At 40.0% G+C, this 17,907-nt stretch carries 15 protein-coding genes; 12 read left to right on the plus strand and 3 right to left on the minus strand.

The window, feature by feature from the left end:
• The first annotated feature begins 1 nt into the window (after position 1).
• From DWA30_RS11670 to guaB, 7 genes are all read left to right on the plus strand, one after another.
• A complete protein-coding gene (locus DWA30_RS11670) occupies positions 2-1,543 on the plus strand; it encodes a bifunctional metallophosphatase/5'-nucleotidase (RefSeq protein ID WP_114492721.1) in 1,542 nt (513 codons plus the stop codon).
• A gap of 11 nt (positions 1,544-1,554) precedes the next feature.
• Positions 1,555-2,034, plus strand: coding sequence for a heme-binding domain-containing protein (locus tag DWA30_RS11675; RefSeq protein ID WP_114492722.1), 480 nt, complete (start codon positions 1,555-1,557; stop codon positions 2,032-2,034).
• Between the two features lie 137 nt (positions 2,035-2,171).
• A complete protein-coding gene (locus tag DWA30_RS11680; RefSeq protein ID WP_114492723.1) occupies positions 2,172-3,392 on the plus strand; it encodes a DUF4856 domain-containing protein in 1,221 nt (406 codons plus the stop codon).
• An 85-nt stretch (positions 3,393-3,477) separates the two neighbouring features.
• Positions 3,478-4,593, plus strand: coding sequence for an imelysin family protein (locus tag DWA30_RS11685; protein ID WP_114492724.1), 1,116 nt, complete (start codon positions 3,478-3,480; stop codon positions 4,591-4,593).
• Complete coding sequence (locus DWA30_RS11690; protein WP_114492725.1) at positions 4,593-5,960, plus strand: HTTM domain-containing protein; 1,368 nt, start codon at positions 4,593-4,595, stop codon at positions 5,958-5,960. The genes DWA30_RS11685 and DWA30_RS11690 overlap by 1 nt, the downstream gene beginning before the upstream one ends.
• A 1-nt stretch (position 5,961) precedes the next feature.
• Positions 5,962-8,391, plus strand: coding sequence for a TonB-dependent receptor (locus DWA30_RS11695; protein WP_114492726.1), 2,430 nt, complete (start codon positions 5,962-5,964; stop codon positions 8,389-8,391).
• A 115-nt stretch (positions 8,392-8,506) separates the two neighbouring features.
• Positions 8,507-9,979, plus strand: coding sequence for an IMP dehydrogenase (gene guaB / locus DWA30_RS11700; RefSeq protein ID WP_114492727.1), 1,473 nt, complete (start codon positions 8,507-8,509; stop codon positions 9,977-9,979).
• Positions 9,980-9,981: 2 nt separating this feature from the next.
• Here guaB and DWA30_RS11705 read toward each other — a convergent pair whose 3' ends face one another.
• The 3 genes from DWA30_RS11705 to DWA30_RS11715 form a co-directional block, all read right to left on the minus strand.
• On the minus strand, positions 9,982-10,491 hold the full coding sequence (locus DWA30_RS11705) for an OmpH/Skp family outer membrane protein (RefSeq protein ID WP_114492728.1): 510 nt from the start codon (positions 10,489-10,491) through the stop codon (positions 9,982-9,984).
• Positions 10,492-10,673: 182 nt separating this feature from the next.
• Complete coding sequence (locus DWA30_RS11710; RefSeq protein WP_114492729.1) at positions 10,674-10,913, minus strand: hypothetical protein; 240 nt, start codon at positions 10,911-10,913, stop codon at positions 10,674-10,676.
• Positions 10,910-11,368, minus strand: a complete 459-nt coding sequence (locus DWA30_RS11715) for an SRPBCC family protein (RefSeq protein ID WP_114492730.1) — start codon at positions 11,366-11,368, stop codon at positions 10,910-10,912. Before DWA30_RS11715 ends, DWA30_RS11710 begins: the two co-directional genes overlap by 4 nt.
• 167 nt (positions 11,369-11,535) lie before the next feature.
• On the opposite strand from DWA30_RS11715, the gene DWA30_RS11720 reads away from it, so the two are divergent.
• The 5 genes from DWA30_RS11720 to DWA30_RS11740 all read left to right on the plus strand — a co-directional run.
• On the plus strand, positions 11,536-13,494 hold the full coding sequence (locus tag DWA30_RS11720) for a peptidylprolyl isomerase (protein WP_168421775.1): 1,959 nt from the start codon (positions 11,536-11,538) through the stop codon (positions 13,492-13,494).
• On the plus strand, positions 13,494-14,339 hold the full coding sequence (locus tag DWA30_RS11725; RefSeq protein ID WP_114492732.1) for a peptidylprolyl isomerase: 846 nt from the start codon (positions 13,494-13,496) through the stop codon (positions 14,337-14,339). Before DWA30_RS11720 ends, DWA30_RS11725 begins: the two co-directional genes overlap by 1 nt.
• Positions 14,326-15,780: a peptidylprolyl isomerase gene (locus DWA30_RS11730; RefSeq protein ID WP_317048351.1), complete on the plus strand. Its 1,455-nt coding sequence runs from the start codon at positions 14,326-14,328 to the stop codon at positions 15,778-15,780. Before DWA30_RS11725 ends, DWA30_RS11730 begins: the two co-directional genes overlap by 14 nt.
• Positions 15,781-15,788: 8 nt before the next feature.
• A complete protein-coding gene (locus tag DWA30_RS11735; protein WP_114492734.1) occupies positions 15,789-16,742 on the plus strand; it encodes an AAA family ATPase in 954 nt (317 codons plus the stop codon).
• A gap of 39 nt (positions 16,743-16,781) precedes the next feature.
• The coding region (locus DWA30_RS11740) for an acyltransferase family protein (protein WP_136073195.1) at positions 16,782-17,907 on the plus strand (1,126 nt) is incomplete at its 3' end.

Consider the following 17,907-nt stretch of genomic DNA (forward strand, 5'->3'; position numbering starts at 1 on the left):
AATGAAACAAATTTACCTAGTATCGATTGTAATAGCTATAGTGTGCAGTGGCTGTAAGTATCTGGTAACCCAACCCACTGAAACTATCTATGGAGACGGGACCATGACGCTAAAGTTTATTCAGCTAAATGACGTCTATGAGATCGCTCCACTAAATGGTGGTTTGTATGGCGGATTGGCACGGGTTGCACATATTCGTGATTCTATTAAAAGAACCAATCCCAATACCTATTTGTTTATGGCGGGCGATTTTTTAAATCCATCGCTATTGGGAAGTATGGTGGTAGACGGTGAACGTGTGAACGGCAAACAAATGGTGGAAGTAATGAATGCGATGGAGTTCGATCTGGTTACCTTCGGAAACCATGAATTCGATATTGGCGAAGAAGCACTTCAGAAAAGAATTAACGAATCCGATTTTCAATGGACCTCTGCTAATGTGCGTCATGCGACCGAAAATGGGTTAGAACGATTTAAAAAAGAAATAGAATTTGGCAATGTTCCGGTACCCGATTACTACAGTTTCGTGGCGACAGACACCTTAGGGAACAGTATAAAACTAGGATTTTTTAGTGTTACTTTAGATTCGAACCCACGCGATTTTGTGCATTATGGCGACGTGTACGAAGAGGCCGAACGTGCCTATCGTTTGGTGAAAGACAAGGCAGACGTGGTCTTCGGACTTACGCATGTGTCTATTGAGCAAGACATAGAAATAGCCAAACGTTTGCCTCAGGTTCCTCTTATCATGGGCGGACACGAACACAACAGCATGCTAATTAGAGAGGGGAGAGGACTTATTACTAAAGCAGATGCAAATGCCAGATCCATCTATGTGCATACCGTTACGTATGACCTTGTTACAAATTATGTGCACATACATTCTAAGAATGTGCCCATAACCGATAAGATCCCATCGCAACCTGCCGTAGATCGAATTATAAAAAAATGGAATTCGATATTAGATGAAGAAATGAAAGATATAGTCGTAGATCCAAACGACGTGATCTATGATGCAAACTCTCCCCTTGACGGAACCGATATTGCGAATAGAAGTATTCAAACCAATCTTGGCGAGATTATCTCGCATGCAATGGCCAATTCGTTTACAAAGAAGGCGGATGCTGCTATTTTGAACGGAGGGTCAATTCGTTTAGACGATAATCTATATCGTGCTATAACTCCGGCAGATATATTTAGAGTATTGCCGTTTGGAGGAAAAGTTGTAAAAGTTGATATGAAAGGAAGTCTGTTAACAAAAGTGTTAGATTATGGCGAATCTCAACGAGGAACCGGAGCCTACCTACAGCGATACAATTTGTCGCAGAACAGTACCGGTAATTGGGAACTAAACGGCCGTGCGATTTCTGAAAGAAAAACATACACCATAGCCTTGAGCGATTACCTTTTAAAAGGAATCGATATCCCATTTTTAAAACCAGAGAACGAAGAGATAGTCAAAGTCTATGACACCGAACCAGACGACCTGGCTTACGATATCAGAAAAGCCGTAATTAAACACCTAAAATCGTTAAGTAGATAATTTTAATCCCTATGAAAAAAGCCCTTAAATTTATTGGAATACTTGCGCTGCTCGCATTAATCGCCATTCAATTTATTCGTCCCGATCGAAATGACGGCGGGTACGAAACAGTAATTCCTTTCGAGAATGAAACCAAACCTTCTGTACAAGTAGCTGCGATCTTAAAAGAAAATTGTTACGACTGCCATAGCGATCAAACACAATACCCATGGTATGCCGAAATAGCGCCATTTTCGTTATGGTTGGAGGAACATATAGAACATGGAAAAGGACATTTTAATGTGTCGGAATGGAAATCGTATTCGGTAAAGAAAAAGGATCATAAATTGGAAGAGCTCATCGAAATGGTCGAAGATGGAGAAATGCCGTTAGATTCATATACCTGGATGCATGGTAATCTTCCCGAAGAAGATAAACTACTACTCATTCAATGGGCGACACTATCCAGACTACAGTATAAGGATCAACTCAATATCTCTACGAATCAGTAGGACCCAATTCCGAAGATTTAAAAATTCTATCATTTTTATTTAAAATTAATCTAAATAAATTTGTGTAAGTTCTCATTCACGTGTATTTTTGCGGCTGAAATTAATCATTATTTATATTAAGTCTAAATAAACACACAATGAAGAAGCTTATTTTTACTGCAAGTTTACTAGGTGCTTTTATGGTATCATGTTCAGACGACGATCCGGGAACACCTATTGATAACAATGTAGTTGCCCCTGTAAATTATACTTTTGAACGCGACGGAGAATCGACAGTATCGTTTAGCGGTCAAACAACTCGAATCTTGATGGCCGAAGAAATCGTTGACGCTTTTAAAGATTTTGACAATACTACCGAGACCTCGTTGCAAGCTAAATTTGCTCATGAGGAAGGTGCAAACGATTTTGAAGATCCGGCATTGAACGCTTCCGATAAGAATGTACGTAGTAAAACAGCTGCTTCTAGGGACTTCTTTAATACCAACACCACAGAAGCAACCGCTATTAAAGAAACATTTGAAGGATATATCTCAGACCAAGTAAACGAAGTATTCGTAAACCAAAATGTAGCTGCTGCTCCCGGGACGGCAGGGCAAATAGCTGATGGTTCTTCAGCACGGTATGTCAATGGTAAAGGTCTTGAACTGGACCAAGCTTTTGCAAAAGGACTCATAGGTGCACTTATGACCGATCAGATGTTGAATAATTATTTAGGAACAGCAGTTTTAGACGAAGGTAACAACCGTGAAAACAATGACAACGACATTACCGATGGAGAAAAACCATATACCACAATGGAACACAAATGGGACGAAGCCTATGGGTATCTCTTCGGAAACAGTGCCGATGCTGCTTCGCCATTAGCGACCCTTGGAGCAGATGACAGCTTCTTGAACAAATACCTAGGACGCGTAGAAGGAGACTCAGATTTTGCAGGTATAGCTCAAGACATTTTTGACGCCTTTAAGTTAGGTCGTGCGGCCATCGTGGCTAAGAATTACGAAGTTCGCGATCAACAAGCCGCAATAATTCGTCAAAAGATCTCTGAGGTGATCGCAATTCGTGCGGTGTACTACCTACAAAGTGGGAAAACTGCCATCGAGAACCAAGATTTTGGTGGGGCCTTCCACGATCTTTCAGAAGGATACGGTTTCGTATATAGCTTGCGCTTCACACGCAACAACCAAGACGACATGGCATATTTTAGCAGAAGTGAAGTCGATGGATTTATTGATGCGATTATGAACGACGGTGCTAACGGATTTTGGGACGTAACTCCTGAAACTTTAGATACCGTTTCAGAAGCTATTGCGACCAAATTCTCATTTACGGTTGCACAAGCCGCTAACGCAGATTAATTAGTGCATTTAGCCAAAGCAACCGGTTTTTTAGTATAGAAATTGGTTGCTTCTTTCTATTTTTGCACCCCAAAAAATTTTTAAGATGATCAAACGAATAGTAGCAGTATTTTTAATTATAGCAACTTGTTACGCTTGTAGTGAAAGTGACGATTCGGGACCAAACTCACAAGATGAATTCGATCGCTCGGCTATGCTGATTAACTGGGCCGATAATATTATCGTTCCGGCCTACACTAGTTTAGAAGTGGAAAATTCGGCTTTGGTGTCGGCAACCGCAACCTTTACCAATTCGCCAAACGAACAGAACTTGCAAACATTGCGCACTTCTTGGTTGAATGCCTATAGTGCTTTTCAACATGTGTCTATGTTCGAGATCGGATTGGCAGAACAGTTACGATTTAGAGATAGAATGAATACCTATCCTGCTAACGTTAGTGAAATAGAGGGGTTTATTGCCAATGGTACTTACGATTTTTCACTTCCCTCAACCAATGATGCCCAAGGATTTCCTGCTTTAGATTATATGCTTTACGGGTTAGGGTCGAATACTTCGGAAGTCTTAAGTTTTTATGTTTCTAATCCCGATGCATCAAAATACTTGGATTATTTAAACGATCTTGTAAACAGTATTGATACACTTACAAGTGAAGTTCTTACTAATTGGGAAACCGGATTTAGAAATGATTTTGTCGCTAATGACGGGTCATCTGCTTCCGCATCGGTCGATAAATTGACCAACGATTATATTTTATACTACGAAAAAGCCTTACGTGCAGGCAAAATTGGAATTCCGGCCGGTGTTTTTTCAAACGATCCGTTGCCAACCCATGTAGAGGCATTATATGCTCAGGAGGTATCGAAAGAATTGGCCCTTGAAGCACTGGCTGCCACTAAAGGATTTTTTCTTGGGAAGCATCACAATACCAATCAGCAAGGTCCTAGCTTTAAGGCGTATCTCGATTTCCTTAATACCATTAAGAATGGAGAAGACTTAAGTAGTTTGATCGTTGAGCAATTCAACGCTGCCAATGCTGAAATGAGTTCTTTGAATCCAAATTTTGCAGTACAAATACAATCTAATAACTCCGCAATGCTACAAACCTATGATGCCTTACAACGTAACGTGATCTTACTAAAAGTCGATATGTTGCAAGCGCTTAGCATTGATGTTGATTTTGTGGATACAGACGGCGATTAATGCAAGCTAACATCAGCACATACCTTGCTAAGAAGACAGAGGCCGCCCCATTGGCGGTCTTTCGTATTTTCTTTGGGTTGATGATGTTTGCAAGCATTGTGCGATTTTGGGCAAATGGATGGATTGAAAAACTATACCTGGAGCCTGATTTTCATTTTAAATATTATGGTTTTGAATGGGTGCAGCCATTAGGTGAACTTACCTATTTACTCTTTGTGGTTTGTGCGCTTAGCGCGCTTATGATCGCCATAGGCTATAGGTATAGAATCTTTATAGTTTTGTTCTTCCTCAGTTTTACCTATATCGAGTTGATGGATAAAACAACCTACCTAAATCACTATTATTTTATTAGCTGTCTCGCTTTCTTACTGTTGCTTCTTCCGGCAAATGTCTATTATGCGGTAGACGCCAAGCTGGGGAAAGCGAAAACCTCCTATTATGTTCCGGCGTGGACGATCGATTCGATAAAAATCTTATTGTGCATCGTGTACTTTTACGCCGGCTTGGCAAAACTAAACAGTGATTGGCTCGTAGAGGCGATGCCACTGAAAATATGGCTGCCTTCTAAGTATGACCTTCCCTTATTGGGAGATGTACTGCAACAGGAATGGCTGCACTACGCTTTTAGTTGGTCTGGGGCAGTATACGATCTGGCCATTCCATTTCTACTGCTATGGCGAAAAACCAGATGGTTTGGCTTTGTATTGGTCGTATTGTTTCATTTGTTAACGCGCGCGCTGTTTCCCATAGGAATGTTCCCTTACATAATGATCGTAAGTGCGTTGATATTTTTTGACCCCAAATTTCATCACAAAATCTTAAATGGCTTCTCTAAGCTCATCGGATTTTCAAAAATAGCGTACGATAACGTATTGAAGTCGACCGTTTTCACAAATAGCAAGAGGCATGTACAGCGTTACCTTGTGCTACTGTTCTTACTATTTCAATTGGTTTTCCCATGGCGATATTTAGCCTATTCTAATGAGTTGTTCTGGACAGAAGAAGGCTATCGTTTTTCTTGGCGCGTCATGCTGATGGAAAAGGCCGGTTACGCACAATTTAAAGTGGTCGACACCATAAGTAAAAAGCAGTTCTACGTAGACAACTCCGATTTTTTATCACCACTACAAGAGAAACAAATGAGTACTCAGCCCGATTTTATCTTGGAGTATGCACACTTCTTAGGAGAACATTTTAAAGTACAAGGCCATAAGAATCTAGCGGTTTATGTAGAGAGTTACGTGGCATTGAACGGGCGACTAAGTCAGCCTTATATCGATCCAACAACTAATTTACTCGAAGAAAAGGACAGTTTTAAACAGAAAGATTTTATTCTGCCTTTTAACGACAACATCAAAGGTTTATAATATGAAATATTATTTCTGTTTTCTTTTCCTAATCATTTCCTTCACTGCTAAGGGTCAATTTACTGTTAGTGGTATGGTAAGAGCAGAGAATACAAATCTCCCAATTTCTGAAGCAGAAGTCTATCTCACCAATTTATCAAAAAGTACGACTACCGATTCGGAAGGCCGTTTTATGTTCGAAGATATCCCACAAGGAGAACATACCATTGTGGTTTTTAACTACGAATACGAGATCGTTGAACAGCCAATTGTTGTTGCTGCTAACACTACTGTGAATTTTGAACTTTCGCTCTTGGGCGAAACACTTTCCGAAGTAGTAATCACAAAGCGAAAAGAGCGCATATTTGCATTAAAACAATTGCGTGATGTGGAAGGAACCGCTATCTACGCAGGGAAAAAAAGTGAAGTGGTGGTAATGGACAACCTTACTGCAAATCTCGCTACAGGTAACGCTCGTCAAATTTATGCACAGGTAGTAGGATTGAACATTTACGAAAACAACGATGCCGGACTTCAACTTAATATTGGAGGTCGTGGGTTAAACCCGAATCGTACGGCGAATTTCAACACCCGTCAAAACGGATATGATATCTCTGCCGATGTGTTGGGATATCCTGAAAGTTATTATACGCCACCGGCTGAAGCAATAGAGCAGATCGAAGTAGTTCGTGGAGCGGCCTCGTTGCAATATGGAACACAATTTGGCGGATTGATAAATTTTAAACTCAAACAACCGAATCCATCCAAACCTATCGAATGGATCTCTAGACAAACAATCGGGAGTTACGACTTGTTCACCAGCTTTAATAGTCTGAGTGGAACCGTAGATAATGTGAGTTATTACACCTATCTTAATTATAAGACTGGAAACGATTTTAGGCCTAACTCTCAGTTTGATTCGTATAATGCCTTCGGAAAGATTGCGTATGCCATTGATGATCGAACTACAGTATCAGGCGAGTTCAGTTATTTGAACTACTTGGCACAACAGCCGGGCGGATTAACCGATAGCCAGTTTGAAGAAGATCCTACCTTTAGTAACCGAACCCGAAATTGGTTTAAGGTCGACTGGAAACTGTACGCATTGCTATTAGAACATGAAGTCTCCACAAAAACAGAGCTTAGTCTTAATCTTTTTGCTTTAGATGCATCGCGTAAAAGCGTTGGGTTTCGTGAAAATCGCGTTTCACAAAATGACGACCTAGATGCCCCTCGAGAACTAATTGTAGGCAATTTTAGAAATTGGGGAGCAGAAGGTCGCTTTTTAACTCGGTATAACCTACTGGACGAAGAACATACGTTGTTGTTAGGGGTCAAGTACTATCAGTCTAATAATGAAGAACGACAAGGACCCGGGACCAACGGAAGCGATGCTGATTTTAGTTTTGCAGACGATCAATATCCCAATTACCCAAGACAGAGTAATTTTACATTTCCGAATCTAAATTTGGCATTTTTCGGCGAAAACATTTTTCAGCTTTCCGATCGTTTTTCGGTTACACCGGGGTTTAGAGTGGAGTATATAAAGACGGAGAGTGAAGGGTTTTATAAGCGCATCAATTTTGACAATGCTGGAAATCCCATCCTGAACGAAACGATTCCCGATAACCGAGTGTTCGACAGGGCGTTTGTACTGGCCGGAGTCGGGCTAAGTTATAAGGCAAATTCTTCGTTGGAGTTCTACGGAAATTTTAGTCAGAATTACCGATCGGTTACTTTTAACGACATCCGAATTACCAATCCGTCGCTCACGGTAGACCCGAACATAACCGATGAAAAAGGCTACACGGCCGATTTAGGTGTTCGAGGTAGGTTCAATCGATTGGTTTCGTACGATGTTAGTGCATTTTTCTTAAGCTATGAAGATAGGCTCGGGGTAATTCTAAGAGCAGTAAGCGACATACAACAAGAACGTTTCCGAGGAAATATTGGAGATGCGGTTACCTACGGTCTTGAAAGTTTTATCGATTGGAATGTTTGGAATACGTTTTCAGAAAACAGAGAGGTTCGATTTAGTGTCTTTTCTAACGTAGCATTAACCGATTCAGAGTATACAGCTTCCGAAGAAAACAATGTGACCGGTAACAAAGTAGAATTTATCCCTGCTATCAACCTAAAGACGGGAATAAACTTTGGGTATAAAGACTTTTTAGGAAGTTTTCAATACACATATTTAAGTAAACAATTTACCGATGCCACTAATAGTGAACGCGATTTTCAGAGTCAGAGCGGAATTGTTGGAGAAATCCCTGCCTATGACATACTTGACGCTTCTTTTAGTTACACATATAAGTGGTTTCGATTAGAGGCGGGGATAAATAACCTATTGGATTCCAGTTATTTTGTGCGTAGGGCCACCGGATATCCTGGTCCGGGGATTATTCCTAGTCAGCCAAGAACCTATTACGCAGGGATCCAATTCAAACTGTAGGGCTTTTTGAAGCAGAAGCCTGATAATAATGCGATTTTGTACTTATTTAATTGTATATTTGCACGCAATTAAACAGTAACCCCTTTCCGGTACTTCGGAAGTTAATTTAATTGCGATGACTGCACACAACGACAAAATTCTTGGAGAAGGCCTAACATACGATGATGTTTTATTAGTGCCTGCTTATTCTGAAGTATTACCACGCGAGGTTAGCATTAAAACTCAGTTTAGCCGAAACATTTCATTAAACGTTCCTATAGTTTCTGCGGCTATGGACACCGTAACCGAAAGTGCAATGGCCATTGCCATAGCCAGAGAAGGCGGGATAGGTGTACTGCACAAGAATATGACCATAGAGCAACAAGCTGCTGAGGTGCGTAAGGTAAAACGGGCCGAAAGCGGAATGATACAAGATCCGGTCACCTTGCCAAAAACTGCGACCGTAGGAGACGCACAAAATACAATGCGAGAATACAGCATTGGTGGAATTCCAATTACCGACGACAACGGTACTTTAATAGGAATTGTGACCAATCGCGATTTACGTTTTGAAAAGAACTACGACCGTTCTCTCAATGAAGTAATGACTTCCGATAATTTAGTAACAGTTGCAAAAGGTACTTCTCTTAAGGAAGCTGAAATTATACTACAAAAGAACAAAATTGAAAAACTTCCGGTCGTAGACGATAATGGAAAATTATTGGGACTTATTACCTTTCGCGATATTACCAAACTAACCCAAAAACCAATGGCCAATAAAGATGAGTATGGTCGGTTGCGTGTGGCTGCGGCCCTTGGTGTCACTGCCGATGCAGTAGACCGCGCAGAGGCATTGGTAAATGCACAAGTTGATGCTGTGATTATCGATACTGCTCACGGTCATACCAAAGGAGTGGTAATGGTCTTGAAAGAAGTTAAAAAACGATTTCCAAATTTAGAGGTGGTCGTTGGTAATATTGCAACCGCAGAGGCTGCTAACTATTTGGTAGACGCTGGCGCCGATGCAGTAAAAGTTGGGATCGGTCCTGGATCAATTTGTACGACTCGAGTTGTCGCCGGAGTTGGGTTTCCACAATTCTCTGCAGTATTAGAAGTGGCAGCTGCTATAAAAGGGAGTGGCGTGCCGGTGATCGCTGACGGAGGGATTCGCTATACGGGTGATATCCCAAAGGCAATTGCTGCCGGAGCCGATAGTGTGATGTTAGGTTCATTGCTTGCAGGTACTAAAGAATCACCGGGAGAAACGATCATCTACGAAGGTAGAAAATTTAAATCGTATCGCGGAATGGGCTCTGTTGAAGCTATGAAGCAAGGTTCTAAAGACCGGTATTTCCAGGATGTGGAAGACGATATCAAAAAATTAGTTCCCGAAGGGATTGTAGGGCGTGTGCCTTACAAAGGTGAACTGTTAGAAAGTATGACCCAATTTATTGGCGGATTAAGAGCCGGTATGGGGTATTGTGGAGCTAAGGATATAGCGGGTTTAAAAGATAATGGTAAATTCGTGAAAATTACGGCTTCAGGTATACACGAAAGCCACCCTCATGATGTAACCATCACGAAGGAGGCTCCTAATTATTCTCGATAAATTTATTCTTTTTCAGGATCGAGCGAAACACCAAGTTGCTTTAATACTAAGACAGTAATATCGTAATCTTCGTCTATGTATACGAGCGAATCATCGATCTGCAATACTTGTGTGTAGTCTAGTTCTTTCGCTATTGCTTCAATTGCTACGCCTATTTTCTTGTACAAGGGACGTAACACTTCATCACGTTTTATCGTAATAAGTTTTGCACCGTTTTGACGAAAATTATTGATGTCATTTTCGGTGGTAATGATCGCTTGCTGTTTTTCTTGTTTCTGTTTTAAGGTAAACGTTGCTTCATTATCCTGATAGTCTTTTATCAAGACCTCATACTCGGCCAATTTTGCCTCCAAATCGGTATCTAATTGCGTACCGTATTTCTCGATTTCTGCTTGAGCTGCTGTGAATTCTGGCATTTTAGAAAGCACAAAATCCACATTGATCGTACCTACCTTGCTCTGTGCGAAACCACTAAGACACAGAAACATAAAAATTACATTTAAAAATTTCATTTTAATACATTTAAATTCGACGCAAAATTACTATAATTTTTGCGATTAAAAGACGGTTACGATTTTGAGTTGTTACAAAATGCAATTATAAATCTTAGCTGTAGCTATTCCACGATAAGATTACTACTGCCTATGAATTTAGGAGGTAAAACCAATTAGGTAAACCGTTTTAAGATCGATTGTTATTCGTTGTATAGTTGGCCGCGATTAGGTTTTAAGGATATGCGAAGCGCATTCATATGTTGTTTTTCAACCACTAAAAAGGCAATAAAATGAGAAGGAGAAAGTTGCTGGGTGCCGGTTAGTGTATGCTTAAGTTGTTCGGTCTGAGCGTATTCTTCTAAATGTTTGGCATGGTGTAAGGCAATTGGTTCGGCATTGGGTCCCCTAAAATCCCATATTAATTTAACGCGATCTTTCATTGTTCGTCGGCTACTGACGTACCATTTTCGGCAAAATTCTTAAAATTGATCATGAATTTTTTCGATTGTTTCTTAAACGCGCCTGGCATTAAGAACCCCATTAATTTCATACCGAAGCCAGCAAACTGAAATTCACTTTCCGAGATCCACTTTGTCTTATTTTCGCCTACTTCTTCAAAATAGTTTCGTTGCATGTTATGTACTCCTTTAGTGTCGTAGGTAGCATGAAACTCAGATGGGAATTGGTTTTTGATGATCGTTTCTACCATGCTCATTTCCCTTTTACCCATTTTATAATCTAATTTCATCTTAGCACCTTCTTTCCCCGGTATACCACTTATCATCTCGTAGTCCAAGAGTCCTCTCTGCCAATGTTTCATATTATCGGGGTTGTCCATTTTTTTAATTACTTCCTCTCGAGGTAAGTCGATGATAATTTCGATTGTATACTTCATATCAATTAATTTGGTTGTGGATATAAAATTACACAATTTTCGGCACAGTATATGTGTAAGAGGATACACTATATTGATAGGCTGTAACGTTAGATGGAATAGTCTTGCGTAACCGTAGCTTTTTGCTATTTTTGCCAAGCTTTATTACACGTTAAATGTTTACTGAAATGAACAGAAAATTAGCATTAATTCTTGGGTTTCTTTGTGCCGTTGTCACGGTACAGGCTCAAAACGAAAGTGATGTGTTGTTGACGATAGATGGTGATCCTGTCTATGCCTCTGAATTTAAGCGCGTTTATACCAAGAATCTCGAACTTGTTCAAGATGAGAGTCAGAAGAATGTCACGGGCTATTTGGATCTATTTATCGATTACAAATTAAAGGTCGCCGAAGCGTATGCACAAAATTTAGATGAAGCGCCATCGTATCAAAAAGAATTTGCGAAGTATGAAGAACAACTGTCACGAAATTATATCTTCGAAGATAAGGTTACCGAAGAACTAACCAAAGAAGCTTACGAACGAGGCTTGGAAGAAATTGAAGCTTCTCATATCTTGATTCGTGCCGACTATAATAGTGTGCCGCAGGATACATTAAAAGCGTATAATAAAATAGCTGAGATAAGAGAAAGAGCTATAGCGGGTGAAGATTTTGCGTCATTGGCCAAAGAACTTTCAGAAGAACCCGGAGCCAAAGAACGCGCAGGTTATTTAGGGTATTTTAGTGTTTTTTCCTTGGTGTACCCATTCGAATCTATGGCCTATGCAACTCCGGAAGGTGAAATATCTGAGATAGTTCGTACGCAGTATGGATATCATATTATTTATGTACAGGACCGTAGAGAACGCTCTCCTAAGATTGAGGTCTCTCATATCATGATTTCTGAAAATAAGGGTCCACGAACTTTTGACCCTGAAGAGCGAATTAATGAGATCAATACATTATTAGCACAAGGAGAGAGCTTTGAAAGTTTGGCCAAACAATTTTCAGATGATACCAACTCGGCCAAAAGAGGTGGAAAGTTAAATCCTTTTGGAAAAGGGGAGCTCCGCTCAAAGATATTTGAAGAGAAAGCCTTGGAACTGTCTAAACCGGGCGAATTATCGAAGCCGTTTAAATCTGAATTTGGTTGGCATATCGTTCGATTTGATGGTCAACTGCCTATTGAAACCTTCGAAGAAAAGCAACCGGAGCTCGAAAAACGAGTAAAGGAAGGTTCACGATCTAAGATAATTGTAAATGCCGTGAATAAGGTGATCAAGGATCGCTACGGATTTGAGCATGGTGAACCATATCTCCCGTTCTTTGAGAATTATGTGACCGATAGTATTATGAAAAGAAAATGGGAATATGTGCCTATTTCTTCTGAAGATGACAAGCTATTGTTCAAAATTGGCGACAATAATGTTACCTATAACGATTTTGCAAGCTTTGTAAACGAGAATCAAAAAAGAAGACGTTTGCCTGCTACCAAACGCGCTATTCTTATTCAGTTGTACGATGAGTTCGAAACTCGTGAATTGAAACAATATTTCAGAAAAAGATTAGAACAAGAAAATGAAGAATATGCCGGCGTGATTGGTGAGTATAGAGATGGATTGCTAATTTTTGATGTAATGAACAAGAACATCTGGAAAACGGCGAAGAACGATTCAATTGGATTGCAAGAATTCTTTCAGAAAACCAATGCCAACTATGTTTGGAAGCAACGTGTAGATGCAAGTATCCTTACGGCCACCGATAAAACTACCGCCGCTCGTGTTCAAGCCATGTTGCAGCAAGGAAAAGCAGCAGAAGAAGTTAAGGAAGAACTGAACACGAACGACAGCCTAAATGTGATCCTTACAACGGGTATTTTTGAGATCGATGAAAAGGATCTACCACCAAATCTAGAGGTCGCAGAAGGAGTTTCAAAAATATATCCTAACGAAGATACGTTTGTGGTAGTAAAGGTTAATAAAATTTTTCCGCCGGGAAATAAATCATTAGAAGACGTAAAGGGGCGCGTTATAAATGCCTATCAAACCTATCTCGAGGAACAATGGATGGAAAGTCTTCGGAAAAAATACAAGGTGGAAATAAATAAAAAGGTGCTTAAAAAGCTTCAGAAAGAATTAGACTCTTAATGCGGAAATTGCTGTATATATGTGTAATGTGTAGTCTGTTGGTCGCTTGTGATTATTTTAAACAAGATACCGAGAAGATTCCCGTAGCACGCGTTAATGACACTTTTTTATATGAAGAGGATATAAAGGCGTTACTGTCTGAAGATGCTTCCGAAGAAGACAGCACGCTTATTGTAAGTAGCTATATCACTCGCTGGGCCACACAACAGTTACTAATAGACCAAGCGAAGATCAATCTTTCCGAAGACAAACTGGAATCCTACGATAAACTGGTTCGAGAATATAAGAATGACCTGTATACGGAAGCGTATAAAAATGTGATCGTATCGAAGCAATTGGATAGCACGGTTTCTGAAGAAGAATTTATTGCCTATTACGAACAGAACAAGGACAATTTCAAGCTCAACGACGACCTAGTAAAAGTTCGCTATATACATGTAATCGACGGATTTACGAACTTGGCTGCAACGAAGCAAAAATTTAGTCGTTTTAATAAAGAGGATCAAGAAGCGTTAAATGCGTTGAGCATTCAGTTTACTTCGTATAATTTTAACGACTCGACTTGGGTGAAAAAAGAAGCGTTAATTGAGGCGTTGCCCATTCTGAAGACAGAAGAACAAAATTTGATAAAAAATTCGAATACCATACAGTTACAAGACTCATTAGGAGTATATTTGGTGAAAATTGAAGATGTACTTACCACCAACGATGTTGCTCCTCTGTCTTTTATTAAACCAACCATCAAACAAATAATTTTAAACAAACGAAAGCTAGAGCTTATCAGGAAACTGGAAAAAGATATAACTAAGGATGCTATTAAAAACAACAAATTTGAAACGTATTAAATCAACATCATTCCTACTAATGCTAATGGTCGTTGGGCTATCCTACTCGGTTACAGCACAAGAGGTGGTTACGGCAGATAGTACAGGTGTCGTAACATCGGCAGCTGAATCCACCAAAGTAGTGGTTGAAAAAGATACAGTTAAAACGCCATTTAAAAGGTATAAGGCCGAAGGTGTAACAGCGGTGGTAGGTGACTATGTTATTTTAGATAGTGACATCGACAAGAGTTACATCGAATTACAGCAACAGGGAATTTCGATAGAAGATGTCTCTCGCTGTCAGCTGTTGGAAAAACTTCTAGAGGATAAGCTATATGCGCATCACGCCAAGCAGGATAGTATTATTGTAAGTGATGCCGAGATCAATGCTCAGATCGACCAACAAGTTCAATATATGATTAGTGAGTTGGGAAGCGCAGAGAAAGTTGCGAATTATTACCGTAAAGAAAATATAGGCGAGTTAAAATCTGAGTTGTTCGAAGTGAACAAAACAATTCGTCTCGCTAGTGAGATGCAGCGTAAGATTGTTTCTGAAATAGAAGTAACTCCTGAAGAAACCAGAGAGTTCTTCTTTTCAATTCCCGAAGAGGAACGTCCTGTGTTTAGTGCCGAAGTAGAAGTAGCACAGATCGTGATCGAACCGGAAGTGACCGAAACGGCACGAAAAAATGTGATCGACCGCCTAAACCAAATGCGGGTAGATATCGTGGAGAACGGAGCGAGCTTCGCTACCAAGGCGGTATTGTATTCTAAGGATGGAAGTGCTCAAAAAGGAGGGTTGATAGAAGGAGTTACACGAACTGCGCCTTTGGCGAAAGAATTCAAGGATCAGGCTTTCTCATTGTTAGAGGGAGAAGTAAGCGAACCCTTTGAAACTGAATTTGGCTATCATATTTTATACGTTGAAAAGATTCGAGGCCAAGAAGTAGATGTGCGACACATCATCTTATTTCCGGAGGTAAGTCAGGTGACCATAGATAAAGCAAAAGCTGAGATCGAATCGATTCGAGAAAAAATCGTAAATGGAGAAATGACCTTTGCCGAGGCCGCTCGTGAATACTCTCATGAACAAGAAACTAAGAACAACGGTGGTCAGTTGGTAAATCCGGTAACGGGCGATACGCGTTTCGATCTTACCAAAATGGATCCGGCATTAAGTGCTCAGGTATACAATCTTAAAAACAATGAGGTTTCTAAGGTTTACAGCGACCGAGACTACACCGGAAAGAGTAAATTCAAGATCCTAACAGTGACCAATCGATACGATGAACATACGGCAGATTACGCGAAAGATTACGAGAAGATAAAAGAATTGGCACTAAAAGAAAAGCAGATAAAAGCCATAAAAGAATGGCAAAATGAAAAAATCAAAGAAACTTATGTGAATGTAAATGAGGACTATCAGTCATGTGAGTTTGCCGGAGATTGGACTAAAAAGTAAATAAATTTATGTCAGACGTAACAGCAGTAGAACAACTCGTAACAAAATACAATGCCCTTCGTACAGAGATCAAAAAAGTGATCGTTGGGCAAGATGAAGTAGTTGAAGAAGTGTTGCTTTCCATTTTTTCGGGAGGGCATGCACTGCTTATTGGTGTTCCCGGTTTGGCAAAGACCTTACTTGTAAATACCATTGCGCAAGCATTGGGATTACAGTTTAAACGAATTCAATTTACTCCAGATCTTATGCCGAGTGATATCTTAGGATCTGAAATACTAGATAAGGATCGCGAATTTAAATTTATAAAGGGACCTATATTCGCCAATATCATTTTGGCCGATGAGATCAACCGTACACCTCCTAAAACGCAAGCAGCCTTACTGGAGGCAATGCAGGAACGTGCGGTGACCGTGGCAGGGAATCATTATAAATTAGCGTTGCCGTATTTTGTGCTGGCTACACAAAACCCAATAGAACAAGAAGGAACCTACCCTTTACCGGAAGCGCAATTGGACCGTTTCATGTTCGCAGTAAATTTGGATTATCCGTCTTTTTCAGAAGAGGTGGAAGTTGTAAAATCTACAACTTCAGGCGATGTTTCCGAAGTGAATTCCTTATTTACAGCACAAGAGATCATCGACTACCAACAATTAATTCGTCGTATTCCAGTAGCCGATAATGTTATCGAATACGCAGTGACATTAGTTGGCAAAACACGACCAAAAAGTCAGGCCGCACCTCAAAATATTAAAAATTATATCGATTGGGGGGCAGGCCCGAGAGCCTCTCAGAATTTGATCTTGGCAGCAAAAGCCAATGCGGCACTTAGAGGAAAGTTCTCACCAGATATAGAGGATGTCCAAAAAGTGGCGACCGGGATACTGCGTCATCGAATGATTAAGAACTACAAAGCGGAAGCAGAAGGCCTCTCGATTGAAGAAATAATTCACAGCTTATTTTAATTTTACTATTTTCATCGAGTACAAACGCTAGCGTAACTCATGAATATTAGTCATAAAAAGCGAAATGTCGGCCTGGATCTGGCACGAACCATTGCTATTTTACTAGTGTTATTTGCTCACACGCGTTGGATTAGCGACCATTACCCCACAACCGTAGATTATGCAATGCGCCTAAGTGGTACCATTGGTGTTGAGGTCTTTTTTATAATTAGCGGGTTCTTAATAGGGAAGATTATTTTACGCGAAATTCAACAGCCTGAATTTTCATTCTCTAATATCAAAAAGTTCTTATTTCGAAGATGGTTTCGAACCTTTCCAAATTATTATTTGTTGCTATTTGTAAACATCGTAGTTTGGTACAGTATCTATGGTGCTTTGCCACAACAACTCTATCGCTATTTTCTATATATACAAAACGTAACAGATACGTCCCTTCCGTTTTATCGCGTTTCTTGGAGTTTAGCCGTAGAACAATTCTCATATATTATTGGTCCTTTCCTTTTATATGGGCTCATCTATTTTTTTCCGAAGAAGAACAGAAATACATTCTATCTGTACGTTACTATTTTTATTATTCTTTGCTTTAGTGCTACCAAGGTGTATTTTTATTATACCGAAACTCTAACAGATATCGTTGATTGGAACGAATCAATTCGGAAAGTACTTATCTATAGATTGGATGTAGTGTACTATGGATTCTTATTACGATATTTTTACAACACCAAACGAGCTTGGTTGCTTCGGCATAAAAAACCACTATTGCTTATAGGATTAGCAATTATTATGATGCTGCATGTATTTCGTGTGCCATTGGGAATTACCGTAGCTAACTCACCCGCCTTTATGATTATTTTGTACCTACCGATAAATTCGTTGGCGATCGCATGTCTAATGCCATACCTGGATACTATGAAGATTAGATCGAAATCGGTGGTGACGTTTGTAACAACCATTAGTTTGATATCTTATTCGTTGTACTTACTTCATTATACGATTATTTTACATTCGCTAAAGGCGCTTTTCCCTTCGGAAGCATTGCGCGGTTTCACCTTATGGGCCTATACTTTTTTATATTGGGGGCTCACGATTGTGCTTTCCTACCTATTGTATGTGTATTTTGAAAAACCAGTAACCGATTTGCGCGATTCTCCAAAAGTGAAACGGC

The organism is Candidatus Ulvibacter alkanivorans (assembly GCF_003333325.1).
Classification (GTDB): Bacteria; Bacteroidota; Bacteroidia; order Flavobacteriales; family Flavobacteriaceae; genus Ulvibacter_A; species Ulvibacter_A alkanivorans.

Bases quoted from the DNA above. Each gene is read 5' to 3' on its own strand.
- DWA30_RS11695 (WP_114492726.1), top strand. From the start codon at position 5,962: ATGAAATATTATTTCTGTTTTCTTTTCCTAATCATTTCCTTCACTGCT.
- DWA30_RS11725 (WP_114492732.1), top strand. From the start codon at position 13,494: ATGCGGAAATTGCTGTATATATGTGTAATGTGTAGTCTGTTGGTCGCT.
- DWA30_RS11710 (WP_114492729.1), bottom strand. From the start codon at position 10,913: ATGAAAGATCGCGTTAAATTAATATGGGATTTTAGGGGACCCAATGCC.
- DWA30_RS11720 (WP_168421775.1), top strand. From the start codon at position 11,536: ATGAACAGAAAATTAGCATTAATTCTTGGGTTTCTTTGTGCCGTTGTC.
- DWA30_RS11705 (WP_114492728.1), bottom strand. From the start codon at position 10,491: ATGAAATTTTTAAATGTAATTTTTATGTTTCTGTGTCTTAGTGGTTTC.
- DWA30_RS11670 (WP_114492721.1), top strand. From the start codon at position 2: ATGAAACAAATTTACCTAGTATCGATTGTAATAGCTATAGTGTGCAGT.
- DWA30_RS11675 (WP_114492722.1), top strand. From the start codon at position 1,555: ATGAAAAAAGCCCTTAAATTTATTGGAATACTTGCGCTGCTCGCATTA.
- DWA30_RS11735 (WP_114492734.1), top strand. From the start codon at position 15,789: ATGTCAGACGTAACAGCAGTAGAACAACTCGTAACAAAATACAATGCC.
- DWA30_RS11690 (WP_114492725.1), top strand. From the start codon at position 4,593: ATGCAAGCTAACATCAGCACATACCTTGCTAAGAAGACAGAGGCCGCC.
- guaB (WP_114492727.1), top strand. From the start codon at position 8,507: ATGACTGCACACAACGACAAAATTCTTGGAGAAGGCCTAACATACGAT.
- DWA30_RS11685 (WP_114492724.1), top strand. From the start codon at position 3,478: ATGATCAAACGAATAGTAGCAGTATTTTTAATTATAGCAACTTGTTAC.
- DWA30_RS11680 (WP_114492723.1), top strand. From the start codon at position 2,172: ATGAAGAAGCTTATTTTTACTGCAAGTTTACTAGGTGCTTTTATGGTA.
- DWA30_RS11715 (WP_114492730.1), bottom strand. From the start codon at position 11,368: ATGAAGTATACAATCGAAATTATCATCGACTTACCTCGAGAGGAAGTA.